The organism is Williamsia herbipolensis (assembly GCF_000964005.1).
GTDB lineage: Bacteria > Actinomycetota > Actinomycetes > Mycobacteriales > Mycobacteriaceae > Williamsia_A > Williamsia_A herbipolensis.
Genome location: NZ_JXYP01000029.1, coordinates 52,633 through 77,364, shown reverse-complemented (window position 1 = coordinate 77,364; position 24,732 = coordinate 52,633). Strand labels below are relative to the sequence as shown.

Below are 24,732 nucleotides of genomic sequence, written 5' to 3'. Positions count from 1 at the left end.
GGCCTCAGCGGAGAGTGTCGAGGACTTCACGGTCCGCCGAGGACACGGCTACGACGTCCCAATAGGGCGGCTGTCCAGGTTTGCCGAGAGTCGAGCTCATCTCGAGCAGACTGGGGTCGCCGGAGGCGAATCTGCCCACCATCGCTCCGAGGTTGTCGTAGACGGCGACCTCCGGATAGCCGAGCTCCTCGAGTTCGTGGAAGATCGCCGCGGCGTCGTGTCCGCTCACCTCCTCGGTGAGCCGGGGGTCGAACTCGAAGAACACGACAGGATGCGCCGCGTTAAGCCAGGGCGACATCGATCGTATGATGCCGACGTCGTGTCCGTCGGTGTCGATCTTCACGAGATCGGCATCGGCGAACTGCACGTGATCCTGCAGGATCTGGGTGATGGTGCGCACGGGGATCGACTCTGCAGCAGTCGACTCGGTGACCAGTCGTGCGGTCCCGGCGCCTCGATTGACAGAGGTGGTCGCGAGTTCGACATCTGCAGAGGCTATGTAGCAGTTCTCGATCGCCACCGATCGAAACGCCGAGGCGTTCCAGGCCAGGTAGGGGAGGTACACCGGGTCGCCTTCGACGCAGAGAGCCTCTGTTGCGGTGTGGCTTTCGATGATGGCGACAGAATCGCCGACGTTCGCCCCGATATCGATGACGCGCAGTGGGCGGTCCAAATTGCGGACCCGGCTGATGCCGGCGGCGGCCACCCCCAAGTTGGCCGAATACTTCGGGAAGAAGGCCCGGTTGATCGGCAGGTCGTGGCTCAGAGGTATGAGGATGTCGACCCTGTCGAGGCGGTACGAGATCGGCGGATCATGGAGTTTGACAACCGTTCTCCGGAGAAGGCTCAGCAGTTTTCGCACGACGGCGCGATCGGATGCGGAAATCTCAGCGGCCAGGAGATTCATCAGGAGGCCGGCAGCTCGTGAGTGGTTCACCTCTGAGCGGTCGCTTCTCGGTCAACCGGGGCGGCCTGCGCGGCTGTTCTCCGAGCCAGCCAGTTCCGTAGCCACTTTCGGGCGGGCTCCTCGACAAGGTGGTACAGAAGAGCGCCGCAGACCACAGATGCGCCGAAGAACAAAATGATGACGCCCAGACGTACGACCAGCGACGAATCAACGAAATCGTTCGGGTCGATGAGCTGTCGTAGAACGCTACGACAGGTCACATGCAGAAGGTACAGCGAGAAGGAGATGCGCCCGAGCCACTCGAGCGGGCGGGAGCTGAGGAAGCCACGCAGGGGACCGGATGAGCCTGCCACCGCCATCACGCTGAAGATGGCCAGTGGAACCACCGCGAGCTGCAAGGTGATCGAATCCCCGCGTTCCCACAGAACCACCGCAAGCGCGACGGCTCCGATCACGCCCGCGACGTCCCACCGGATCGACACACCAAATCCTGCCTTCTGCCAGCCGACGTACATGAGTGCGCCGCAGGCGAACTCGGTGGCGACGTGAATCCAGAACATCGGCCCGCCGATGTTCTGGTTGCCGGTATAGCTGTAGGCGCCGATGAGCGCTCCGGTGCCGGCGAGTGCGACGATCGTGGCGCCTGTGTAGGCCTGGGAGACCGACCGGATCCTCACCAGTAGTGCTGCGAGCAGTGGGAAAGCTATGTAGGCGGCCATCTCATAGGTGAGTGTCCACGCCGGCGCGTTCCATGGGTTCGCCGGGAAGGCCCCCTGAAGCAGTGCCAGATTCACGGCGAAAGAACTCGCGCGGTAGTACTCGGGGTTGGGGAGTGTGACACCCACACGACCTGCAACGAGCCAGAGCACGAGAATCCCGAGCAGCACAGTGAGGTGGATCGGGTACATACGGGCGAACCGCGCCCACATGAACCTGCCGTATTCGGGCCAGGAGAACGGATGGAGTCGATCGAGATAGGTATAGGCGATGATGAAACCGCTGAGGGTGAAGAACACCATCACACCCAGCCCTCCGCCGTTGATCAGCTTTGTCGCGTGCCGAGTAATGGGTGCGAGGGCGTAGAGGATCTCTTGATAATGAACCGTGATGACGGCGAAAGCGGCAATGGCACGTAGCCCGGTCAGATGCCGGATGTGTGGTCTGTCCGAACCGACGATCGCTGCCATCGCGTGATTCTAGCTACTGAATAGGTAGTTTGGCCTGGCGAATCATCGCATCGGCGAGGGCCGGACGGTGGCGGGATTCCCGATTGCTGTGGCCCCGTCAGGAATGCTCTTGACCACGACGGCACCTGCTGCGATGGTCGCTCCCCCTCCGATGGTGATTCCTCCGAGGGCTATAGCGCCGGCGCCGAACGACACACCGTCGCCGATGGTCGGCACCGGTCCGCCCTCATGTGCGTGTCCGATGGTCACGCCGTTCCGTAGCTTCACGTCGGAGCCGATGACGCACTGATCGTTAACTACCAATCCGTAGCCGTGATAGATGCTCACGCCCGGCCCCACACGGGTCTTGGGTCGCAATTCGATACCGAACACCATCTCGGTCAGCGCGCGATACGCGGCGCTGAGCACCTTCCCCGGCAGTGTCGGATTCCGGCGATCGCGCATCACCACCTGGCAGGCGCGTAGGAGAACGAGTACCAGTTGCGCCTTCGGGTCTCGCGGATTGGCGGCGCGGTCGCGTCTGATGAACTCGCGCACGGTCGAGGTGGTGGGCCAGAGTTGGTCGGCCGCGAGCGCCGGGGGGTTCGTCATGTGGCGCTCCAGGAGTTTCGTTGCGGAATACCATCGGGTCGGCGTAGGACATTGCGGCCCATCACAACGAAGGGGAACCCGGCGATGCAGAGATGCGCGAGGAGCATCGCCAATGTGGAGCCCTCCAGTCCCAAGTGCCGGGTCATATAGACAGACAGTGGAATTGTCGCGATAAGCAGTACGGCAGAGAGGATCGCCTGCGGACGCAACACGTCAGCGGCGTTGAGCAGGAAGCTGATCTGCGTCATCACGAAGCTGTAGCAGGTCCACGCCGCCAAGGCGACCAGAAGCGCGAGCGGTGGAATCGAGTCCCCGCCCGCCCACAGCTCGATCACCGGACGACCGATGACGACGAGGACCGCGGAGATCACGAGGACGGGGATACCGGTGACGCGAAAGACGCGCCAGAAGTTCACGCGTACCCACGTGATGTTTCCCTGTGCCATCGCCCTCGCCGAACTCGCCCAACTCTGCTGAAGGCCCCCGACGAACAGCGTCGATACGAGTGAGTACGCGCGAGTTGCGATCCCCAGAATGCCTGCGGCTCGGGAATCCAGTACGTAGGCCACCACAAGGGTGTTGGTCTGGAACGACACGGCTGAACAGGCCCCGAGAACCATGAAGTAGAAACTCGAATGACCGACGGCCCGAACCGCTTTCCACGACACCGCATCCCAGAGCGGCGAGATCGCACCGGCGGCAACCGACAGGTAGACGCCGGTTTGAACCGCCAACGCGATGGTGGGCACGAGTACGGTCGCGACCACGAAGAGCCACAGCGACGCGTTGAGAAGAGCGCAGATTCCGGTCGCTGCGACGCCGGCGGCCGCCCCCGCGACCAGATACCAGTTGTTGACCGCGCCGCGTTCACGGGCAAGACAGATCCGCGAGCCCAGGGTTCCCGGGATGGCGATGCCGAGCGCGAGTGCGAACACCACGATCGACAGCCGTAGATCGAGATCGGTGATGCCGGGAGTCTCGAAGAGGAGCGCGCGGGGTACGGCTAGTGCCACCAGCGTTCCGGCGACAGCGACCACTGCCCCTATCGCCGCGGTGGTCACCACTGCGATGCCGATATCGCGTCTCGCGCGGGACAGGTCTCCAGCGGAGAGACTCGAAGAGATCGTCGAGATGGTGCTGTTCCCGATCCCCAGATCGAGAAAGCCGAGCGTGGTGACCAGGCCGGTGAGGATGGCGACGACACCGAATCCGGCCGTACCGAGCGATCGCGCGGCGATCGCGACGACGAGGAGGTTGAGGACGGTCATGGCGATTTTGCCGCCGAATCCGGCGACGATCGCGCGGTTGACCGCGCCCGAGCTGGTCGCCCCGGGTAGTAGTTCCACAGGGTCGGGCGCGTCGCGGGTCATAGGTCGCCCGCGGGTGACGGGGGGTACCCGGCTTCACAGAACACGTCGATACACCTCTGCTGTCGCCAGGGCCGTGGCTTCCCAGGTGAACGCGCGCGCGCGGGAGCGGCCCTTCTCCCGAAGCGCCGTCGACCACGGGCCGTCGTCGGCCGCGACTCGCAACAATTCGGCGAGCGCTTCGGAATCGTCGGCGTCGAATCGTGCCGCGGCATCGGCGACGACCTCGGCGAGGCAATCGTTGTCGGCAACGATCACCGGGCACCCCGCTGCCATGGCTTCGAGCGCCGGAAGCCCGAAACCCTCGTAGCGAGAGGGAAAGACGAAGCAGCGGGCGTCGCGGTAAATGTTGGGGAGGGCGGCGTCGGGCACGTGCGTCTGCCGAACTCGGCCGCTCACGAGAAGTTCGCCGAGACCGGCGGCCTCATCTGCGGTGAAGGGGCCTCCTCCCACACACAGCAGGTCCAGCCGCGGGAACTCGTGCGCGATGTCGCGGAAGGCTCGCGCCAGCACGGTGAAGTTCTTGTACGTTCCGCGTTGGCCTACGAACAGCACGTACGGCCTTGCCTGCGGACGCGGAGGCGGTGGCCGACTTGCGAGGTGAAAGTCGGCCCCGACGGCGAGGGGTGTGACGATCACCGGTTTGCCGATGGGGCCGTAGATGCGGACGAGATCACGCCGCGTTGTGTCCGAGATACAGATGACGGCGTCGCAGGCTTCCACCACCGCGCGCTTGGCCTGATGGGGGTTTCCCTGCGGAAAGTTCTCGGGGAAGAGCTCGGGGATCATGTCGTAGACGGTGCACACCCTGCGAGGGGCGCTTCGGGACAATGCGTCGCGCATGTAATAGGTGTGGTGAAGGATTTCCGCTGGACGCCGGCGCGACGTGTACCGGTTCACTTGGCGCAGCAGGCGCGCCTTGTCGAGGCGTGCGGGCAGCGGGCTTGATCGGACCCCGGTGCCGGGCACTCCGAGGAGGTGCTCGTTGGCGGTGAAGCGGAAATCCAACAGCGGCTCGACTCCGAAATCCTCACTTGTGCTGAACTGGTCGATCAGCTCGCTGAAGTATCTCGAGATCCCGCCGCGACGCTGACTGACGAAAATCTGGTCGTCATAGGTGACTCGCACGTTGCCCGCCCTTCGCCGACCCGCTCCGATGGGCCCTGATCGCCGCGATCAGCACAACCATCCCGACCGCGAACTCGACCGCGAGCAGCGCGTCGAGCGGCTGGCGGAATCGAACACGGGTGAAAAAGACAGCCATCACCGGCGCGTTGGCCACGAACAGCCACAGCCATAGCTTCTCGGGAAACGTGACGGGTAACGACTTGCGGAGAGCGATCCGGCAGGCGACGCCTGCCAACAGCAAGGCAAAAGCAGCGTAGGCGATCAGCTCTTGAAGAGAGCTTCCCTGAGCTGCGGTCACCGGCGCGTTGTAGGGGACGAAGTAGTTGGCTGTTTTACCCAGGAACAGGACGGCCGCGTCTCCTGGGTGGCCGGTGATCCACTCGATCGCAGCGTGCTGATACCGGCCGTCTGCGGAGATGTCGTCGAACCGCTCAGGAAAGATCGAAGACAGGCGTTCGCGATAGCTGGTGATGTCGACATCGACCCCGGAAGTGGGTGTGGCCGCCGGATTGTTGCCAATGAGAAGATTCAAGCCACTGGAAGAACTGACAGGTATGAACTTATGGAATTGAATCCAGTTGCGGGTCGTCCACGCTGCGATCGGTAGCGCGAACGCGAGAACGGACAGGGTGGCGAAACGTGCTCGCCGGCTTCTGCGCCTCCACGCCATCGCGGCGATCATGGCGACGGCCGTGAAACCGAGCACGGGCACGGCGAGCGTCAGCGCGGCACCCGCCAGGCCGATCATGACCGCAGCGCCGCCGCCGTGATCGTTGCGCCTGCTGTCGAGAGTCAGGCCGAAGAGAGCCAATGCGAGGACGAGGGCGGTGGCCAGAGCCTGTGGGTACAGCGTTGCCGATGCGTAGGCGTTGAGCGGATAGACCAGCACCGCTATCCCCGCAACCGAACCCCAACGATTCCCGGTGACGTGCAGCCCGATGGCGGCACCGAAGACACCCGCCGCGATGAGCAGCGCCGGCGATATGAGGACCAGAGCCTGCATGGGGAGTCCGAGGACGATGAAGGGGGCAAGGACAAGCGGCCACGTGGGAGGCCGATATGCACTCGCGTGCCCCTCGAAAGCGAACCCCCTACCGGTTGCGATCGCGTGCGCGACAGCGCGGTAATCCAACTCGTCTTGAAAACGGAGTGGGGAACCAGCAGTCGCCGCGTAGGCGAACAGTGCCAGTGACAGCAGTGCAAAGGCGACGATGACTCCGCGTGGTGATTCGCGGAGGCGTGGCATTCGCCCAGTGTCTGGCATCGGCCGATGTTGGTCAATCGGGGAACACTCTGCGGCTTTCGATGCCCCAGGGAGGCGTTCAGGTGAGTAATGTTCGGGTGGTCTGCTTTCCGTAAATCGTGAAAGGCGCACTGTCCGCAAAAACCTTCGAAACCACGGGACCTGATGGAGAAAACCTTTCATCCGCAGAGTGGAAAGCCCTCTTACGGAGGGCAGAAATTGGCGTGGGTCGGGGATGTCCCGGTGGTGGTCACCGACATCGCAGATGCGGCGCAATTCCTCACGAGCCGTGAATGTCGCGGAGGCGGTGTTCGTACTGGTTGGGCCGTACGGCTCGTAGGCGCCAAGGAAGTCGCCCTTGCCTCACGAGACGCCGCCTACCGTGACTTGCTCGCAAGCCCGGGTATCAACTTCCCGGACGGATTACCGGTTGTCTGGGTGATGAAACTGCGTTCTCGTTCCCTCCGGCACCGAGCACATCGCGTTCGCGGCGCCACCCTCTTTCGAACCGCCCTCGATTCGGGCCGAGCCATGGATGTCCGGCACTTCTTTCTCGGTACTACTCCGGAGACCCTGACGAAGCTGATCACTGCTACGGAAACCGCGTACCCGGGCCTGCAGGTTGTCGGGTCGTGGGCTCCGCCGTTCGCGCCGCTCGATGAGGAGTTCTTCCGCTACGGAGCCGAGGTGGTGACGCAGTCGCGCGCCGACGTCGTGTGGGTGGGACTCGGTGCACCCAAGCAGGACGAAGCGGTGGTGGGCTTGGCCGATCGCGTGGACGCGACCTTCGTCGCCGTCGGCGCCGCGTTCGACTTTCTCGCTGGAACCATGCCCGAGGCTCCATTGTGGCTGCAGAACTCCGGATTGGAATGGGCGTTTCGCCTGGGGAGCGACCCGCGGCGTCTCTGGCGGCGTTACCTGATCGGTAACGCAGTGTTCCTGTCGATTGTGGTGAGACGCGGTTTCGGGCGGAAGATGGTCCGCCACGGCGACCCCTTCGGAACTGTGCGATGACTTCGACGCCGATCTTCGAGTTCGGGAAGGGGGACGTGGCGGACCGGTCGCAGCCCCCTCGGGGTCGGCATGCACGCGAGGCCGTGAGCCGGAAGAACTATCGCTTCGATCCGCGGTCCCTCCGATCGGAGATTCGGCTCGTTCTTCAGCCTGATCCGCATCGCAACCGCACAAAAATCGTTGCGGCGATCGTCGTCTTCTTTGCCTCGGGCCTCGGCTTCGGCGCGGTGGTCGCGTCGTCGCCGGCTCTGGCTGCGCTGGCGGTGGCAGGCGCTGTCTTCGCCGGGGCCACATGGCTGTACTGCGCTGACGCGGTTGCGAATCATTGTGTGTTCGCACTCGTCCTCGTTGTCATTGCATGCACGTTTGCGAACTTCAATGGCGCGGTGTTCCTCTTCCCCGGCGGCAAGTATCTGGCGTTGTTCGCGGTGGCGGCGACGGTGCTCGCGCTTCGCCCAGCACTGTCCAGCGCTTTTGTACTCCCCAGTGGCCTTGCTCTCGTGCTGTGCGTGGTCGGCATCGGCGGGAGTCTGTGGGGACGGCTGGCCTCGGGAATTCCGAACACCGCACTGCCCGTGCTTCTTCCGATGTTGCTTGTCGCGGTGCCGTTCACGGTCGCCGATTCCTCGACCCCAGACCAGTTCCGCCGGTGGATGAAATACGCGGGTGCGGGGTGTGGGGTCTTGATCATCCTGGTGGGTTTGGCGTATACGCCTGGTTCGCCTGTGTCGGACCTGGTGTTCAACCACGAGAAGTCGATCGTGTTCGTCGGGGCGATCGGGTTCGGGTTGGCTGCGCGATCGCCCTCGCTCACTGCTTTCGGGGTGTTGGCGACATTGTTTGCGTTCATCCAGAACCCGGCCGGCACATACGTGTTGGTTGTCATCTCGGTGGTAGTGACAGCCGTCATTGTGCTGCCTCGTTACCGGGGTCCTCTGATGCCTGCGCTTCTGTCGGGCGGCTTCGTCGTCGGTCTTCTTCTCGTGGCCTTCAACGTCGATTACCTGCTAAAAGCGAGCTCGTCCTACTTCGTGACCGTGGGTAAAGTCGACAACTCCGTGACTCGGGAGAATCTCTACAATCAAGTTTTCACCGAAGTGCACAACCCGATCGTGTCGAGGCTGTTCACCAACAATCTGTCCATCGTCGCAGTGTTGTCCGGTGAGCGTCGCGTGGTGCCGGCCCACAGCGATGTGCTGACGATGTACCTGGGTGGTGGGGTAGTGGCCGCGGCATTGTTCGTGGGCGTTTTCGGAGCGACCACGTACGCCGTCTCGAGGTCACGGGCGATGGTGTCGGCCCCGCGGTTTCACGCCGCGGTCGTGATGGTGATGGTGGCGAACGCGGGTCTGTTCGGAGGATTGGTCAATCCCATCGTGGTTAATCCGACGTCGAGTGCGATCATCTTCACTTTCCTCGCCGGAGCCCTGGTGGTGATCCGGCGGCCTTGCTCGCTCCGAGTTTCAGGCGGCGGGACGACGGGGTCCCGCTTGCCCAGATCGATCGGGACCGGGAGAACACGACGACGGTCAACGGTGGTCACTTCGTGACATTCACGCCGCTGTTGTCCGTTTTGACCCCGACCTTCAACGGCATGCCATTCCTCCCCCGGTGCGTCGACTCGGTGTTACCGAGCGCCCTTGACGGGCGAGTCGAGCACATCGTGGCCGATGGTGGCTCGTCGGACGGTTCGCTCGCGTACCTCGAGAGGACCGACACTCGGTGGGTCTCGCAGCGCGACCGAGGGCAATCCGATGCACTCAACACCGCGCTGAACATGGCCGCAGGCGAATGGATCGGTTGGCTGAACTGTGACGAGTTCTACTTCGATGGTGTGCTGGAACAGATCCTGACGATCATCCAAAGCGATTCATGCGACCTGATCTACGGGGACTTCGTCGAGGTGACCCCGGAAAATCGAGTGATTCGCCTCGTGACCCAGCACGCAATGCGCCCGATCGTGCTGGAGCACTTCGGTTCGAGCCTGCCATCGTGCACCGCTTTCGTTCGCCGGTCTTTCATCGAAGGTGCCGGCGGGTGGAACGTTGAGAACAAGACAATGATGGACTGGGAACTCTGGCTCGAGATCCTTCGGGCGGGCGGTCGGTTTCATTACACGGGGCGAGCTCACGCGGGTTTCACACGGCACGATCAGCAGGCGTCCGCGCGGCTGGCCGATCTCGTTCAGCGCGAGCACGCGGCACTCGACGAGAAGTTCGGGATCACTCCCGGGCCTTGGCGGGCGCGATACGCGCGCGGTGTGAGGGTTGCGAGCAAAGTGGTCAACGGCGGGTATGCCCGTGAACTCGGCTTCCGCGCCACGGTGATCGCCGGTGGCGCAGGATCGTCGCGGACGATCGGCGACGATCCCGAACGACCGTCACTGATGCGCTCGCGCTATCGGCGGTATGCGTTGTCATGACGTTCGCCTACAGCCGGCGCGGTCCGGTCCTCCAAGGCCGACGCGATCCTGCGAACGATCCAGTCCTGAACCTCTTGGTACGCAACATGCGCCGGCGTTGGCCCCTGCTCCTCATATTCACCCTGCTGAGTGGGGTGGGGGCCTATCTCCTCACGGGTCAGCAGCAAAAGGTCTACGAGGCCCGCGCAAGTGTGTATGTGACTGTCGATACGCAACAGTCGACGCAAACGGCCGCGGACGTGTACGCGGGTTCGCTGTCGTCGGTGGAACGCGCCCGCTCGTATGCGGGTCTGGCGTCGTCGGAGCAGGTGTTGAATCGTGCCGTGCGCGGGGTGCGTCCTGCGATGTCGATCGATGAGGCCAGAGGCGCGTTGTCGGCCGCCGTGGATCCCGGAACCACCGTGATCGAATTCAGCGTGCGGAGAGCTGATAGACGCCAAGCGGTCGAACTCGCCAATGCAGTGGCGTCGGCTGTGACGGCGTACGTGGCTGTTCTGGAACAGAATTCGACTGACGGTCCGACGGTCAAGATCGTGCCGGTGGATGGTGCCGCGGCGCCTGATTCTGCATTGTTTCCCGATCGCGCCGTGCAGATTCCCCTGGCCATGGCGGCCGCTCTACTGATCTCTTGCGCTGTGTCGGTCGCGTTGGATCGCCTGAGCTCCCGGATTCGGCGGCCGCAGGATCTGGCGTCGTTGCCCGACATCGCCCTGTTGGGCGAGGTCCCATTCGACCCAGCGCTGGCCGGCCACGTCGAGTTGGACTTCACCCAGCGATCGACTGCGGTGATCGAGGCTGTCCGTCGAATTCGTACTGCACTCAGTTTCGCTGCGGTGGACGAACCACCTCGTCTACTTGTCGTCTCGAGTGCGGTAGCAGGGGAGGGCAAATCCCTGATCGCCGTCAACCTCGCGCTGGCCTTCGCTGCCCTCGGCGAGCACCGAGTTGCGCTGGTCGACGCGAATTTGCGGCGGCCGTCCCTCCATGCGGTGATGGGCATCGATCGCGTGGGCGGGTTGACTGACGCGCTTCGAACGCACGATCCGCTCGCTGCGGTGCAGTCGACCCCTGTCACCAATCTGTCGGTGGTGACAGCAGGAACCGACGTGGTCGACAAAGCGCGCATCCTGACGTCGGATACCGCAGCGATGTTCTTCCACACGCTGCGCGACCACTTCGAATTCATCATCGTGGACACATCCGCCGTGAATTCTGACGCGGACGTAGCGATCATGGCCGGGGTTGCCGACGGCGTGGTGTTGGTAGCACGATCGGGGGTATCCCGACTCGGCGATCTCGGCGAGACGATCGCCGAACTCTCCGAAGGGCCTGGGCGAGTGCTCGGCCTCGTCCTGAACGGCACCGTTCGCGATCCCGAAGCAAGAATAAGCGGATTTCGGGAAAGACGGTCCGGCGACATCTGAAGAGGGCTACTCGCGGATTGCGTGTTCGTTCTGCCGGAACCAATCGACTGTGGAGGTAAGACCCTCGCGTAGATCAATGGTCGGCTCCCAACCGCTCCCGAGGAGGGTGCTGACGTCGATCAACTTTCGTGGGGTGCCGTCGGGCTTGCTGGTGTCCCATTCGGTGGCACCCACATAGCCGACGGCCTCGGCGACCATGGTGGCGATGTCCTTGATCGGGAGGTCCTTCCCGCTCCCGACGTTCACCTGTTGCGGTCCGTCGTATGTGTCGAGCAGGTGAAGACACGCTGCTGCCATGTCGTCGACGTGGAGGAACTCTCGCATCGGCGTACCGGTGCCCCAGTTGACGACACTCTTGGTGTTGGACAGGCGTGCTTCCTCGTAGCGGCGGATCAGGGCCGGGAGCACGTGCGAGGTGGTGGGGGAGAAGTTGTCGCCCGGACCATAGAGGTTGGTGGGCATGGCCGAGATCCATGGCAGCCCGTACTGCCGGCGCACTGCCTGCACCTGAAGTATGCCCGCGATCTTGGCGATTGCGTAAGCATCGTTGGTCGGCTCGAGTAGGCCTGTGAGGAGTGCGTCTTCGCGAATCGGCTGCTCGGCGAACTTGGGGTAGATGCACGTGGAGCCGAGAAACAGCAGGCGCTCGACTCCATGCTCGAGAGCGGCGTCGAGCACATTGACCTGGACCTGAAGGTTCTGGCTGATGAAGTCGACAGGAAACGTGCTGTTGGCCATGATCCCACCGACTTTCGCGGCGGCGAGCACCACGACGTCTGGCTTCTCGTTGGCGAAGAAGTCGAAAACCGCGTGGCGATCGGTGAGCTCGAGTTCGGAGTGCGACCGACCGATCAGATTGGCGAAACCGCGGCCCTGGAACGCCCGCCACACCGCAGAGCCCACCAGTCCTTGGTGGCCGGCGACATACACGCGCGCATCAGAGGAGACCGCTCGATCGGCGAAGAGTGCTGAGTCCATGCGCTTGACCTTCGAGGCACCTGGTCCGTGCGGATCACGGAGAACTGTACGGAACTCTATTACGAATTCACTCTCGTGTTCAGGAATGCTGATATCAACACCAGTATTAGTCATTCGCAATGCGTCCGAACGAAGACGAAACCGTAACGCTCAGGCCCGACCCATGGACTTGCTTCCACGGTGCCACTGAAGCTGTCGTAGGACGCGAACTATGTTAGTGATTAACAGAAAAGGGGTGACCTCGTCCGAAAGCGTGCGGGTTTGTACTGGTGACGACCGATCCAGCCAGTACGGTGTGATCCGACTCGTAGCGAGTGTGCTCATTCCGGATGGGCGCGGGAACTCATCAAACCGGTCTAACGGCTCACAAAATGCACACGAGGCTCTTGCCCTCCGAGAGCCCACAAAGCACTGCCACCGTGGTCGATTCGACTCGCACGACCAGTGGCACCATTACCAGGAGCACTTCGCACCAGCAATATCTGTCCGCAGCCGGTAGGCGGATCGAACTACACACCGCGACAGTGGAACGGATATGCCATACAGTATTTCCTCGGGGCTTGGTCGCTGGCAGAAGAGGCCAAGGTTTGCAGCGGGACGCTGCGCTTCTTAGAGCACGGCATCTAAGAGTCCATCAGGCGTAATCGCCTGTCGTAAATGATGTTTGGCGGTTCGATGTACGTTGTCCGCGCCGCCGCACGTCACCCGTGCCTGCGAAGCCAATTGACCTCAGGCCAGTGAAGGGAATGTAACGTGTCGGAATCAGCAGTTCCCTGCGCGACGCAGACAGAGAGAACACTCAGTTCGCGAAACTGCCGCAGAGCATGCGCGACTCGCTGAGCGGGATGCGAGTGATGCTGTGCCACCCCAGCACGGATCTATACGGCAGCGATCGCATGGCAGTCTTGACGGCCGCTGGCCTCCAGGAATTGGGATGTATTGTTGATCTCGTCGTACCGTCCACGACGGGAAAGATCGAACGTTTCGCCGCCGAGCAGAACGTCACTATTGTGCGGTGCGACATCCTTACTTTGCGCAAAACGCTCGTTTCGGCCAGAGGGCTAATCAAGGTAGTGCTGGACTTGCCTAGGTCAATTATGCGAGCGACTCGGTTAATTCTCGACACGAAACCCGATGTCATTTACGTAAACACGATAATCCAGCCAGTATGGCTTATCGCTAGCATCATCGCGCGACGGCCTAGTGTAGTACACGTTAGAGAGGCTGAGACAAGTGCCAGCAAGATCGCGCGCCTAGCTATAACCGCCCCGCTGCTGCTCGCAGGATCAATCATTTGCAATTCGGCTGCAACGCAGCGTTTTGTAGCCGGGAACTTGCTGTGGCAGAAAGAATCAAATGTCGTCTACAACGGAAAGCGGTGGGAAGACTACAGGCTGAGCCCAGATGTACAGCCGAAGGGAACCGAAGCATCAGTAAGACTGATTGCGGTTGGGCGTCTGAGCCCACGAAAAGGTCAAGACGTCTTACTTGAATCCTTCAGCCATCTTCTAGCCGACGGCTACGATTGCACACTTGACCTCGTTGGTAACGAATTTCCAGGCTACGAATGGTTTGTAGATGATCTTCACGAAATCGCAAGACGCCTCAAAATTGAGAACCGCGTAAATTTTCGGGGCTACCTTGAGGACGTCCCGGCCGCACTTGCGGGAGCTGACATAGCCGTTGTTCCATCCCGAATTGAGCCGTTTGGCTCCGTTGCTGCGGAGGCTATGGCAGCGGGTCTACCTGTTGTGGTGACGGACGCAGATGGCCTCAGCGAAATTGTTTCTCATCTTATCACCGGAATCGTCGTGAAGCGCGACAATGCCCAGGCCCTGAGCGAAGGTCTCAAAGTTCTCCTCGATGATACTAATTTGTCGGCCCGGATAGCAAAGAACGGCTCAGACTTCGTGTCAACCACATTTTCTATGAGCAGTTATCTAAACGATGTGCACGAGATATTGAAGCGTGCCGGCAAACTCAATCTGATTCGGGAAAGGTGACTAGGTGCCGTCGCTGATCGGAAAAGCCCTCGTGATATCTCTCGATGACCCCTATGCGTCTCGGCATGGAGGCACACTGCGAACCCGCGGGATCGTGTCTGCAATCGAGAGTGTTGCTGAACTAACACACTGCGTTTATCCGGACGGTATGTCTCAGTCAGGCCATAAGCAGAACGAGTATCGTAAAGCAGTAGTCTCAGCACTTAGACGTTTGAAAAAAATCTACTTGCCAATGCCCACACAGGCTGCAGGTCGCGATATGAAGCTCAGACAACGATGCAGGTCTGAAGCGCCGGATCTCACTGCAGTTTGTGTTCTCTCTCAGATGGGTCTGGCGCACGCGAGCGACCCAAGATACTTGTGGGTCGACTTTATGGATCTATGGAGTGACTTTGCAAAAAGAGAAGCAAGCGACAGACACGGTATAGCTCGCGCGACATCGAAACTCCAATCGCGCTGGCTGGAGAAGCTGGAAGGTGACGCATGCGAGCACGCACTCCTCGTTACGTGTGCTGGATGGTCCGACTGCGCAGTATTGCGTAAACGTGGAATTGATGCAATCTGGCTACCTAATCCGTTGCCGGATCAGGAGTTTCGTTCCGTTGCGCGGCAAGGTGACGGCACTCGAGTTGCAGGCTTTCTCGCCAACTTTCGTTACTGGCCGAATCGAGATGCCTATCGGCACCTAGTTGAAAACTGGCTCAGCCCGCTTCTCGACGCTGGATGGACCGTGGTCGTCGCCGGCCACGAATCTGAAAACCTGGATATCCCTGTCGGAGTCGAGTGTCTGGGGCCGGTCGGGGACGTCGACGAGTTCTACGCGAAAGTCGACGTAACGCTGGCTCCTGTACATCTCGGTGGCGGCGCAAAAGTGAAGGTTATCGAATCCTTTTCCCGAGGAGTGCCGGTCATTGGGACGCCATTCGCATTCGCGGGTTTCCCGCCGGAGCTCCGGAGTCTCGGGCATATAGTTCCACTGGCGAAGTCCGATTTCTCAACTATGCCGAACTTGGAACGGGTCGATATCCAGGCTGTGGAACTATCTCCGTTCAGGCAATCGAACTTCGAGAAACAGTTGCTTGGTCTCCTTAAGAAACGGATTACCTCATGACGAATAACCAAACAAAGAGCTCGGATTTCATGAGAACCTTCGTGAATAGTCTTCTTCGGAAAGTGGGGCGGCAAACAGTTGTTGATCCTTCTTTGACTAGCAGGGACGTGGCGTCTGAGGCAATCACAAGGGCGGCACAACTCGTTCGCGGAATGATAAGGACAAAGTCTGCATCGTTCATAGGTAGTCGAGTGAAAATCAAAAGTAAGCGATCATTACGCATGCATGAATTTAGCGTTATCGATGACGACTGCTACATCGATGCCCGGAGCACAAAGGGCGTCCATCTCATGGAGGCATCAAGACTTGGAAAGCGTGGAATTCTCACAACTACTAGTAAATTGTCTCTGGTAGGTGTCGGGTTTCGTCTGGGCGCTAGATCCGGAGTGGGCGACTATTTCCATATCGGCTGCTCAGGGGGGGTCGATATAGGGAGCGATGTAATTATTGGACCGTATCTGACTATTCATTCGCAAGAACACTTGTACGCCGACCGCGACATCCCGATTCGTCAGCAAGGTACTCGACAGCAGGAGGTCACGATTGCCAACGACTGTTGGCTCGGCGCGCGAGTAACCCTGCTTGCCGGAACGAGTCTGGGGCCCAGAACAATCGTTGCTGCAGGCGCCGTAGTCAGTGGGACCCACGCCGGCAACGAAATTTTGGGTGGAATTCCTGCCAAAAAAATTCGCTCGATTTGACTAGAAAGCGCCAGAGTTGCGTTGAGAGGAGGGCTTAAAATATCGTGAGCAGCTGCGCAGTGGTCGTAACGTACAATCGGCTTGATCTTTTGAAGGAACTAATCCAAGCCCTGCGTGTTCAGTCACAACCGCTCGATCAGGTGATCGTAGTGGATAACGGATCCTCGGACGGAACTCGTGCCTGGCTAACCGAGCTTGAGCCAGCCACTTTTCTAATTCATCTGAGTGAAACAAATGCTGGCGGAGCTGGGGGTTTTAGCAAAGGCCTGGAGCTGGCCTTCGATGCTGGCCATAGTTACGCATGGCTAATGGACGATGATGCCTGTCCCGAACCTGAGGCGCACCGAGCATTGCACGACGCTCTAGAGTATCTATCTGAGACCAAGCAAAGAGTCGCCTTTTTGTCGAGCCGTGTAATCGATGAAGGCGGGCGCACAATCGCAACGCATAACGCGGCCGGGGCAACACCCCCGCTTGACGGTTCCGACACACTTGGGAAAATTTACCCCACCTGCAGAGGATCTTTTGTGGGCGCGTTTATTGTACTTGAAGTTGCGCGCGACACGTTTCTCCCGATAGCTGACTTTTTTATCTATCATGATGACGCTGAGTACACAGCGCGGCTGACGAAGTTCGGCGGCGGATTTCTGGTCGACGCATCCAGAATTCGTCACCCAGATAAGGTTTCGAACGGCGATATGGGCGCACGTCTACTATACGATCTACGAAACCGAATCTGGATCCGAAGAAACGTTTTCCTTGGAAGTGAAGCCCTCCGAGCTGAATTGACGGATTCGCTTGTCCGTTACATTGCGGTCCGGGGCAAATCTAGTGATAGTAAGCGTCTCTTCGTTGCTTCGGTCCTCAAGGCTGTATGGCAGGGAGTGGCTAAGCGACCGTCACGGGTCTGGCCGAGTTGATATGCGCCGTCGTGGATTATCTATGGCGCGCAGGCGCTTTGAGCAGATCGTGCGAAAGTCTCCCTATCTGTGGACATTCGCACTAACCGTTCTTGCCGGTCTGGCATCCCTACCAATCGTAATTTCATCCTATGGATCCGAAACCTGGGCGGCCATCGCATTGGGCCAAGCAGTAGGAACATTTGGTGCGGTATGTGTGTCGTTTGGGTACGGCGCCTTTGGGCCTTCGTACGTCGCGTCGGCAGACCCCGCACTGCGCCCAGCACTCTATGTTGACTCGCTAATCATCCGCGCACCGATCCTGGTTCTTTCCACCGCCTTGTGCTCGGCCGCCGCGTGGATTCTTGCGCCGAGCGCGCCAGCTGTCGGCGTCTGCGCCTCGGTAGCAGGATTGCTATTTGGTATGAACGGAAACTGGTTCTTTATCGGTTCAGCGCGGCCAGTGGCCATGTTTATGACCGATGCGGTACCCCGGCTAAGTGGAGTCGTAGTCGGCCTTTCCATCGCGATGGCGGGCGGGCAGGTCGCGTTCTTCGTTGGTGCTCAGCTTTTAGGATCATTCCTGTCCATTCCGGCTTCTGCCGCAGTGGCGATTGGCAGGAATAAAGTCAGCCAACGAAAAATAAGGACACTGTCCGACTATTGGGATGCGTTACGAAATCAGAGCAGTGGATTCTTGCTTGCGGGAACGGCTAGCCTGTATGTATCGCTCCCTGTCGCGTTAGTAGCGCTCGTAGCGCCGAATTCTCTTCCTGCTTACGCGCTCGGCGACAAGTTGGTCCGATTTGCAACGGCCGGACTAACTATCGTTACTCAGGTGCTTCAGGGCTGGGTGCCGGCCAGTCGCAGCATGGACGAGCTTGTCGCGCGATCCGCGCGCTCGGCGAGAGCCATAGCGGTTTGGGCGGTCCTAGTCGGCGTGTTGTTCTGCGCGCTCGCGAAGTTCGTTGGCGTTTCGCTCTCACATGGACAGATTGCCCTCCCGTGGGCACTCGTGGTGCCGATGGCGGTGTCGTTGTCATGCATCGTAGTTAGCCAGTTCTTTGGACTCGTTGTTCTACCGGCGTTCAACAAGCAGAGTGTCGCGGTAGCTAGTACCGTCATCGGAGCGGTCGTGGCGACGGCGACTGCCGTCGTCGCTGTGTCCGTCTTTCGGCAAGGTTATACTGTGGCAATTTCTGTTGCGGCCGCCGAAGTGTGTGTGCTCCTGTACCAGTATCTGAAGGTGCGGCCTTTGCTGAACGTGCCAGTGTGTTCGAAATGGAGTACGGAGGTACGCAGTGGCGAATGACCCAGCTTTGATCGTGTCTCTACATGCGAGCAATCGCGGGCGTCAACTTCCTCCTTGCAGGTTCTACTTCAGACTCGCAGTCGGGTGATGCAATGTCGCTAGATTCCATGAATAGGCCACCGCTCGCCGCCGGTCGCACAAGGCATGTCAGGGGAGGCCGTCAGAAGTACGATGTAGTTTTCCAGAAGAGCTACCTTGACCTAGCCGCGGTGTTTCTCATTGCGCTTTCTTACCCGCTAGGATTCGGTACAAGCTCGGTGCTCGTTATCTCGTCTATCGTAGTGGTTACTAACCTGTCGGTATTACTTGCGTGCCGATCAGTGGCAATCTTAGTTCTACTCGGCGCCCTTACCGCTCTCAGCGCCGGATTCCTCACATATTGGTCTGACGCCCCTTTTTCTTTCCATCAAGCACTTTATCGGACAATTTTAGTGGCAAGCGGTCTCCTTTCAATACTGGCGATTTATTCAATTCGTAGCCGGTTAGCTGACAAGCAGCTGTTGGTTTCATACGGAGTCGGGCTATTTTTTTCCTTCTTGCTCGCTAATAATATGGGTCTTGCGAGCTTCAAATTCATCCTTGCATTGCCTTTGGCTCTAGTTTTTGGCGGCCTGCTTTGGCAGCGTCGTAGTGTTCTGGTTGTCTATCTCCTACTGGGCGCTACCGGTATGGCATTTGGCGCTAGAAGCTTCTCGGCGTTCTGCCTTGCCGCTGCCCTTCTCCACCTTGTGTCGGCAATTTGGGGACGACGCCCAGTAAGGTCGGTCGAGATACGGTTCATGGGCGTTTGCGCGTTCTTTGCTGCGTTGGGAGTCGCATTCTATCTTGCGGGTGTGCAACTTCTACTTTCCGGCCTGTTGGGTGCGCAAAATCGCGAAAAGACTGCGCAGCAGCTTACTGCTACTGGCAATCTAATTTCGAGTGCGCGACCTGAGTGGTTCGCTTCGATAAATTTGGGACTGCAGTCGCCCTTTGGTAAGGGGCCGGGCGCGATTCCGCTCTCGTCAGACGTTTCGACAGCCCGGACTGGGCTACTTCGGGGCGGTTACACCAGCGACGGTGACTATGTTCGTGGATACATGTTAGGCGGTCACTTTAATCTCCACTCGGTGCTCGCCGACCTTTGGATTGGTTTCGGAGTAGCGGGCTTCGCATTTGGTTTGTACATGCTATTTTTGCTGTTGCGGCACCTATTGCGGGGTGTGGCGTTTGGCGGACTTACGGCGGTCACTGCATTTTGTTCGTTAAATGCTATCTGGTATCTCTTCTTTGGCCCAATTACTTCAAATCTGTATTTCGTTTGCTTCGCTGTTGCTCTGGTGCTTCCGATGCGAACCACCGGAAAGACCGATTCCGCCAGTCGAATGATTGTAAATGGTCAAAGTGTGACTCAAGCGGGACTTGTGGAGTGAAGGTACTTGCGGCGGTTGTCAACTACAACAGCACCTCTGACCTAATTGAATGCGTCCGGTCGCTCGCGGCGTCGGGTGTCACCTATATCAGGATTCTTGATAATCACTCGGCCGAATGGTTGAAGTGCCCTATTCAAGCTCTCGCTTTTACTGAGGAGATCATCGCAGTCGCGCCAGAAATCATTTCGGTACGTAGCGCTTTAAGGAACATCGGTTTTGGGCCGGGTGTCAATCTTCTGCTGGAAGACACTGAGTCTTATGACTACGTGTGGATCGTCAATCCAGATGTTGTTGTTTCGCGCGCCGCTGTAGATGAGTTGCTGGCGGTGGCGGTGGCTAGCGCTGCCGACCTCATTTCACCAATAATATCAACAAACGACGGCTCGAGTATTTGGTTTGCGGGCGGCAACCTCAAGTCCGTCGTCGGTCTAACGGAACATCTCACCAATATTACCCAAACAGAGAACTCTCAGCTGTCGAAGGTCTCCGGATTTAGTACTTGCACTTTCTTGACCGGGGCGGCGCTGCTGGTTCGCGAAGAATCCTGGAGAAAACTGGGCGGGTTTAGAGAAGACCTTTTTCTCTACTGGGAGGATGCAGATCTGTGTCTTAGAGCGATGGAATTGGGAATGGTGCTAGGTGTCGCAGAGCCAGCGAGGGTCTGGCACCGCGTTGGCGGATCTGCTGGTGGCGAAAAATCTGCCGTTTACTACTTTTATATGAATCGAAACCGACTTGCGGTATGCGGTGGCAAACGTCTTTGGCGTCGAGTCGACATTCTCGCGGTACGCGGTTTAAGATTTACGCTCCGCCTGCTTCGGATGTGCAGTCGCGAGAAACATGACGTCCGGGCAAAGATGACCGCGTCCTTTCGTGGCATTCAGCAGGGCCTAAGAGGTCAGATGCAACAATTTTAGGTCAGAAACTATTTATTGGAACGGCTGATGAAACTTTAGCTTGTACGTTAAATCCCTGGTTCGCTCGCCAATTTTCTTTGCGGGTATACCGCCGACTATCGTGTAGGGTTCAACATTCTTCGACACGACTGCGCCTGCGGCGACGACAGCCCCTTCGCCGATCTCAATCCCGGGTAGAATAGTCGTTCGCGAGGCGAGGTAGACGTAGTCATGGATTGATACTTTTCCGTCCCGTGTTGCGAATGTAGGTGAAGCCGGGTCATGGTCGCGCGTAAATATTTGTACATGTCCGGAAATATTTACGTTGTTCCCGATAGACAGCCCCCCACGCCCATCGAAAAAGGCATCATTACCGATGATGGTGTTTAATCCAATCGTGATTCCTGACGGCTCGAAGAAGGCGGCACGCCAATGGAAAGAAGAGTCCTTTCCAATAGTCATTCGGAGTGCGTGGCGATAAAAGAATAATCGGAATCTATGATTGGGTACGCGTCCTACTAAAAATGCCACGTAGAGACGCATTCCCCGAAGCTGGCGAAGAAGAGGCTTTCCAAGACGGCGCTTCAAATGTATCGGTCCTCTCTGCACACACGTCGATCGCGCTGCTTGTAGCTCGTGGTCGGATCCCGGCTTGCGTCCGCGCCTTGTGGTCGTTCTGTGCGCCGTTCAAAAGCTACCAGCGAGACACGGCGCGCGCGATTCGACGTTAAGCTCTGGTGGTCAGAGTAAACGTACTACCCTGGCAGTGGCTTGATAACTGACATCACTGATAGGTCGGATCGGTGCGTAAAGGCGAACGCGTGGATCAGTGAACATTCTCTGACCACCCGTTGTCTCGAGGGATTGTCTCGGAGCGCCGTGGTGGGTCCCACTGAACGGTCCGCTCGGCGACTTGGCGTGTTTGGATCTCGAATCGCCGTCAACGCTGGCAAATCTGAAATGTAATGACCTCGTTCACTTAAGCAGTTTCGATGAGATTTGAGGATTGCTAATTCATCTGAACGTGCGACTTGCGTTGAGGTTCTCGTCAGAGTAAGTAGCACTTCGTGTTGCGGTGGCGGACCGTTGTGTTAATATCATATATGCGAAGATGCGTTTTAGCGCACAAGCGTGATTTGTTGATTGTTTGATTTAGCAGATTACTGTCCGTCGCGTGTTTCGCCGTTGTGCATTACTGTAGGCGTGGCCGGCTCTCGTTTGGCTGGGGGCATTTCGCAATTTCGGTATACGTCGAGTTCGTCTGCTCGGAGGTCCGATGACTTTGCTGTCTAGTCGTGAGTGCGCGGAGGAAGCAATCCCTCGCTCGGCGTCGCCGCGCAGCTGGTCGGGTTCGCGATTGGTGTTGGCGACCGTGAACATAGACTTGGGTTGCCCCGACGGCGATCCGCCCAGAGCTGGGTGTACTTCGTGAAAGCAGGCAGCGACAAGGCTGCCGGCCCGTCCGTGGCACGAGCAGTTCCGTCCGACAGTGGGCGGAGTGGGCGTGCTGTGATTATCGGCACCCGTGGCTACCCCAGCTATTACGGCGGTTTCGAGACGCTGGTACGGCGGCTAGGTCCCTACCTCGTGGATAATCAATGGGATCTTACTGTTTATGGTCGCCCAGGGGCCATGAGGGCCGACGATCCGGACCGCGACTGGCGAGTAACGGTAAGAACGACTCGCGGGCTCGAGAGCAAGTCGCTGAGTACTATCTCCTATGGTCTGAGTGCCGCGATCGACGCTGCTCTAGCTGGTGTCGATGTCGCGCTCATCATGAATGTCGCAAACGGCTTCTGGTTGCCAATTCTCAAGGCGCGAGGAATTCGTACCGTGGTTAATGTTGACGGGATCGAGTGGGAGCGCGCGAAATGGGGTCGGTCAGCTCGCCGGGTGTTCCGGCTAGGCGCCAAGATGACGGCTCGCTACGCCGATGAGCTGGTGTTCGACGCCGAGGCCATCAAGGATTACTGGATTCGAGAGTTTGGGCGATCGGGCACGTTCATCCCCTACGGTGGCGAGCCTGACTACCCGACGTTGGATGCGCCGAAATTCGAGCCCGGGACCTACGCGCTCATGGTGGCCCGCTTCGTTCCCGAAAATTCGATTCGTGAGTTCATCCACGCGGTGGAGATGCTGGAAGACCAGCCTGTCGTGGTGGTGGGGTCGTCGGGATACGGCGGGGAGTTCGACGAGGCACTCAAGCGGTTGCACGAGAGCCGCGACAATGTGCACTGGCTCGGCCATGTGAAAGACGATGCCTTGTTGTTCTCTCTCTGGGAGAACTGCGGGGTCTACTTTCACGGGCACAGTGTGGGCGGAACCAACCCTGCTCTCGTGCAGGCGATGGCATGTGGAGCTCCCACCATCGCTCGCGACACCTCTTACAATCGCGAAGTCTTGGGCGACGCCGGACGATTTGTGCAACCCTCACCGCGTGCGATTGCAGACTCGATCGCTGAGTTGATTGCAGACCATGCCGCGCAAAGTGCGATGGCCGAAGCATCTCGGGAACGCGCGAAGCGTCACTACAGCTGGGAATCGGTGTGCCGCAGCTACAGCGATCTGATGTTCGGGGTGCCGACTAGTACCCCCGCCCACAACGAAAGTGCAGACAGTCTGCGCACCGGTGACGAGGATGGTTCCATTAGCTATGACTGATTCGGTGGCCTTGTCGGACTCTCGATCATCGACAGCCGAAGGTGAGTCCGTACGGGACGTTCTCGGCGCACTGCGTCGTGGATGGCTCGCAATCGTGGCATGCGCGGTCGTCGTCGGCCTCCTTGCGTTGGGTTATTGCCTTCTGCAGACACCGATCTATCAGGCGACCGCCACGCTGTATGTGACGTCGGGGACGGACGACAACTCCCAGACCGCCTATCAAGGCTCTCTGGCGTCGCAGCAGAGGGTCACCTCGTATACCAAGCTGGTGAACTCGGATGCGGTCGTGCGTCAAGCGCTACAGACCGCGAACCTCGACCTCAGCGTTGGGGACGCCAAGGCTGATGTGTCTGCCACATCGACAACGGAAACAGTTCTCCTCAACATCTCGGCGGTGAACAAGGATCGGGCCGAAGCGGAAAAGCTGGCCAATGCGATTTCGACCGCCATGACGAGCTACGTGTCCCGTCTCGAGACACCCAGTGGGGGTGGCCAGCCGTTGGCCAAGCTCACACTCGTGACGCCGGCCGATGCCAGCGATTCGCCCGTCACACCGAAAACCACTCGTAACGTGTGTGTCGGCGTCGTGGTCGGTTTGCTGCTGGGTGTCTTCGGGGTTTTAGCGCGGGCGCGATTCAGCAACAAGATCCGCGATGAGTCGGATATCGCGGGCGTGAGCGATACCCCTGTCCTGGGCTCGATTCCCACCGATGAGCTGTTGAAGAAGCGCGGGTTGATCGATTTCAAGGGCGGGGCCACGCCATCGGCCGAGGCCTTCCGCAAGATCCGCACGAATCTCGCGTTCGCCAACGTGGACAGTCCGCCGAAGATCATCCTCGTCACGAGCCCGATCGCTGTGGAGGGCAAGACCACCACGGCGATGAATCTCGCGGCAGCCCTGGTGGAGGCCGGCAACCGAGTCGTACTGGTCGACGCGGATCTGCGCCGTCCTCAGGTCGACACCCGCAGCGGGCTTCTCGGCGACATCGGTCTCACGAACGCTCTTCGTGGCGACGGCGATCTCTCCGACCTCGTCCAGCCCAGTGCCGTGGACGGGTTGTGGGTCCTCGCGTCCGGCCCGCGCCCGCCTAACCCGGCAGAACTACTTGCCTCGAAGCGAGCCGGCACGACGCTCTCGGAACTCGCCACCTCGTTCGATTACGTGATCGTCGATTCCGCGCCGGTGCTGCCGGTCACCGATGCCGCCGTTCTCGCCCAATGGGTGGACGGCATCCTGCTTGTCGCCCGTTCGGGGAGCACCAGGTTCGGTGACCTGTCCGACGCCCACGATCAGCTCACCAACAGCGGCACGGCGGTCATCGGTTTCGTCCTCACCGAAGCGCCCACTTCGAAGGGGCGATACGGCTACTACGCCGTGAACCCGGCGCAGAAGAAGTCGCTGTTCGGCAGGAACCGGGAGCCGAAGGCGATCGAGCAGGTTCTCGAACCGAAACGCAAGCCCAAGCACTGAGGAGA

At 59.5% G+C, this 24,732-nt stretch carries 22 protein-coding genes; 14 read left to right on the top strand and 8 right to left on the bottom strand.

The annotated features are described in order from the left end of the window. Positions 1-4: 4 nt before the first annotated feature. Positions 5-706 carry an FkbM family methyltransferase gene (locus tag TU34_RS15970; RefSeq protein ID WP_238981350.1) on the bottom strand — a complete coding sequence of 234 codons (702 nt, stop codon included), beginning with the start codon at positions 704-706 and terminating at the stop codon, positions 5-7. On the opposite strand from TU34_RS15970, the gene TU34_RS24355 reads away from it, so the two are divergent. Continuing rightward, positions 602-928, top strand: coding sequence for a hypothetical protein (locus tag TU34_RS24355; protein WP_238981351.1), 327 nt, complete (start codon positions 602-604; stop codon positions 926-928). The two genes, TU34_RS15970 and TU34_RS24355, sit on opposite strands and share 105 nt — an antisense overlap. Before the next feature lie 5 nt (positions 929-933). Here the strand turns inward: TU34_RS24355 and TU34_RS15965 are convergent, their stop codons facing one another. From TU34_RS15965 to TU34_RS15945, 5 genes are read right to left on the bottom strand one after another with little or no spacing between them, the layout of a single operon-like run. Further along, a complete protein-coding gene (locus TU34_RS15965; RefSeq protein WP_082080350.1) occupies positions 934-2,094 on the bottom strand; it encodes an acyltransferase family protein in 1,161 nt (386 codons plus the stop codon). Positions 2,095-2,136: 42 nt separating this feature from the next. Continuing rightward, a complete protein-coding gene (locus tag TU34_RS15960) occupies positions 2,137-2,685 on the bottom strand; it encodes a DapH/DapD/GlmU-related protein (RefSeq protein ID WP_052688974.1) in 549 nt (182 codons plus the stop codon). Continuing rightward, the gene (locus TU34_RS15955) at positions 2,682-4,055 is read right to left on the bottom strand and encodes a lipopolysaccharide biosynthesis protein (protein ID WP_045823887.1); all 1,374 of its coding nucleotides are present in this window, start codon (positions 4,053-4,055) and stop codon (positions 2,682-2,684) included. The genes TU34_RS15960 and TU34_RS15955 overlap by 4 nt, the downstream gene beginning before the upstream one ends. A gap of 33 nt (positions 4,056-4,088) precedes the next feature. After that, entirely contained in the window at positions 4,089-5,180 is a 1,092-nt protein-coding gene (locus TU34_RS15950; protein WP_045823886.1) for a glycosyltransferase family 4 protein, read from the bottom strand. After that, positions 5,164-6,183, bottom strand: coding sequence for a hypothetical protein (locus TU34_RS15945; RefSeq protein WP_045823885.1), 1,020 nt, complete (start codon positions 6,181-6,183; stop codon positions 5,164-5,166). The genes TU34_RS15950 and TU34_RS15945 overlap by 17 nt, the downstream gene beginning before the upstream one ends. A gap of 483 nt (positions 6,184-6,666) precedes the next feature. Here TU34_RS15945 and TU34_RS22695 point away from each other — a divergent pair, with 483 nt between their 5' ends. The 4 genes from TU34_RS22695 (at position 6,667) to TU34_RS15925 (ending at position 11,283) form a co-directional block, all read left to right on the top strand. Beyond that, complete coding sequence (locus tag TU34_RS22695) at positions 6,667-7,437, top strand: WecB/TagA/CpsF family glycosyltransferase (RefSeq protein WP_160298536.1); 771 nt, start codon at positions 6,667-6,669, stop codon at positions 7,435-7,437. An 83-nt stretch (positions 7,438-7,520) separates the two neighbouring features. Further along, on the top strand, positions 7,521-8,987 hold the full coding sequence (locus tag TU34_RS15935; protein ID WP_150116569.1) for a hypothetical protein: 1,467 nt from the start codon (positions 7,521-7,523) through the stop codon (positions 8,985-8,987). After that, entirely contained in the window at positions 8,984-9,859 is an 876-nt protein-coding gene (locus TU34_RS22395) for a glycosyltransferase (RefSeq protein WP_052688972.1), read from the top strand. Before TU34_RS15935 ends, TU34_RS22395 begins: the two co-directional genes overlap by 4 nt. After that, on the top strand, positions 9,856-11,283 hold the full coding sequence (locus TU34_RS15925) for a tyrosine-protein kinase domain-containing protein (RefSeq protein ID WP_082080349.1): 1,428 nt from the start codon (positions 9,856-9,858) through the stop codon (positions 11,281-11,283). The genes TU34_RS22395 and TU34_RS15925 overlap by 4 nt, the downstream gene beginning before the upstream one ends. A 6-nt stretch (positions 11,284-11,289) precedes the next feature. Here the strand turns inward: TU34_RS15925 and TU34_RS15920 are convergent, their stop codons facing one another. Then, positions 11,290-12,261 carry a GDP-L-fucose synthase family protein gene (locus TU34_RS15920; protein ID WP_045823881.1) on the bottom strand — a complete coding sequence of 324 codons (972 nt, stop codon included), beginning with the start codon at positions 12,259-12,261 and terminating at the stop codon, positions 11,290-11,292. A gap of 896 nt (positions 12,262-13,157) precedes the next feature. Between TU34_RS15920 and TU34_RS23100 the strand changes: the two genes are divergently transcribed. From TU34_RS23100 to TU34_RS23080, 7 genes are all read left to right on the top strand, one after another. Continuing rightward, positions 13,158-14,264 carry a glycosyltransferase family 4 protein gene (locus tag TU34_RS23100; protein WP_160298535.1) on the top strand — a complete coding sequence of 369 codons (1,107 nt, stop codon included), beginning with the start codon at positions 13,158-13,160 and terminating at the stop codon, positions 14,262-14,264. Between the two features lie 4 nt (positions 14,265-14,268). Next, positions 14,269-15,375 carry a glycosyltransferase family 4 protein gene (locus TU34_RS23095; RefSeq protein ID WP_150116568.1) on the top strand — a complete coding sequence of 369 codons (1,107 nt, stop codon included), beginning with the start codon at positions 14,269-14,271 and terminating at the stop codon, positions 15,373-15,375. 191 nt (positions 15,376-15,566) lie between these two features. Then, positions 15,567-16,076 carry an acyltransferase gene (locus tag TU34_RS23090; protein ID WP_160298534.1) on the top strand — a complete coding sequence of 170 codons (510 nt, stop codon included), beginning with the start codon at positions 15,567-15,569 and terminating at the stop codon, positions 16,074-16,076. A gap of 59 nt (positions 16,077-16,135) precedes the next feature. Next, positions 16,136-16,996 carry a glycosyltransferase family 2 protein gene (locus TU34_RS23085; protein ID WP_160298533.1) on the top strand — a complete coding sequence of 287 codons (861 nt, stop codon included), beginning with the start codon at positions 16,136-16,138 and terminating at the stop codon, positions 16,994-16,996. Positions 16,997-17,018: 22 nt separating this feature from the next. Continuing rightward, on the top strand, positions 17,019-18,287 hold the full coding sequence (locus TU34_RS23655) for a polysaccharide biosynthesis protein (protein ID WP_150116567.1): 1,269 nt from the start codon (positions 17,019-17,021) through the stop codon (positions 18,285-18,287). A gap of 23 nt (positions 18,288-18,310) precedes the next feature. After that, positions 18,311-19,699, top strand: a complete 1,389-nt coding sequence (locus tag TU34_RS23935; RefSeq protein ID WP_160298532.1) for a hypothetical protein — start codon at positions 18,311-18,313, stop codon at positions 19,697-19,699. Continuing rightward, the gene (locus tag TU34_RS23080; protein ID WP_160298531.1) at positions 19,696-20,616 is read left to right on the top strand and encodes a glycosyltransferase family 2 protein; all 921 of its coding nucleotides are present in this window, start codon (positions 19,696-19,698) and stop codon (positions 20,614-20,616) included. Before TU34_RS23935 ends, TU34_RS23080 begins: the two co-directional genes overlap by 4 nt. Positions 20,617-20,628: 12 nt before the next feature. On the opposite strand, the gene TU34_RS23075 is transcribed toward TU34_RS23080, so the two are convergent. Continuing rightward, a complete protein-coding gene (locus TU34_RS23075) occupies positions 20,629-21,057 on the bottom strand; it encodes an acyltransferase (protein WP_203225478.1) in 429 nt (142 codons plus the stop codon). A 1,047-nt stretch (positions 21,058-22,104) separates the two neighbouring features. Between TU34_RS23075 and TU34_RS15900 the strand changes: the two genes are divergently transcribed. Both TU34_RS15900 and TU34_RS15895 read left to right on the top strand, forming a co-directional pair. Beyond that, positions 22,105-23,256 carry a glycosyltransferase gene (locus TU34_RS15900; protein WP_045823879.1) on the top strand — a complete coding sequence of 384 codons (1,152 nt, stop codon included), beginning with the start codon at positions 22,105-22,107 and terminating at the stop codon, positions 23,254-23,256. Then, positions 23,234-24,727 (top strand): tyrosine-protein kinase domain-containing protein, encoded by a 1,494-nt coding sequence (locus tag TU34_RS15895; RefSeq protein WP_338063008.1) that lies wholly within the window; start codon positions 23,234-23,236, stop codon positions 24,725-24,727. Before TU34_RS15900 ends, TU34_RS15895 begins: the two co-directional genes overlap by 23 nt. The last annotated feature ends 5 nt before the right edge of the window (positions 24,728-24,732 follow it).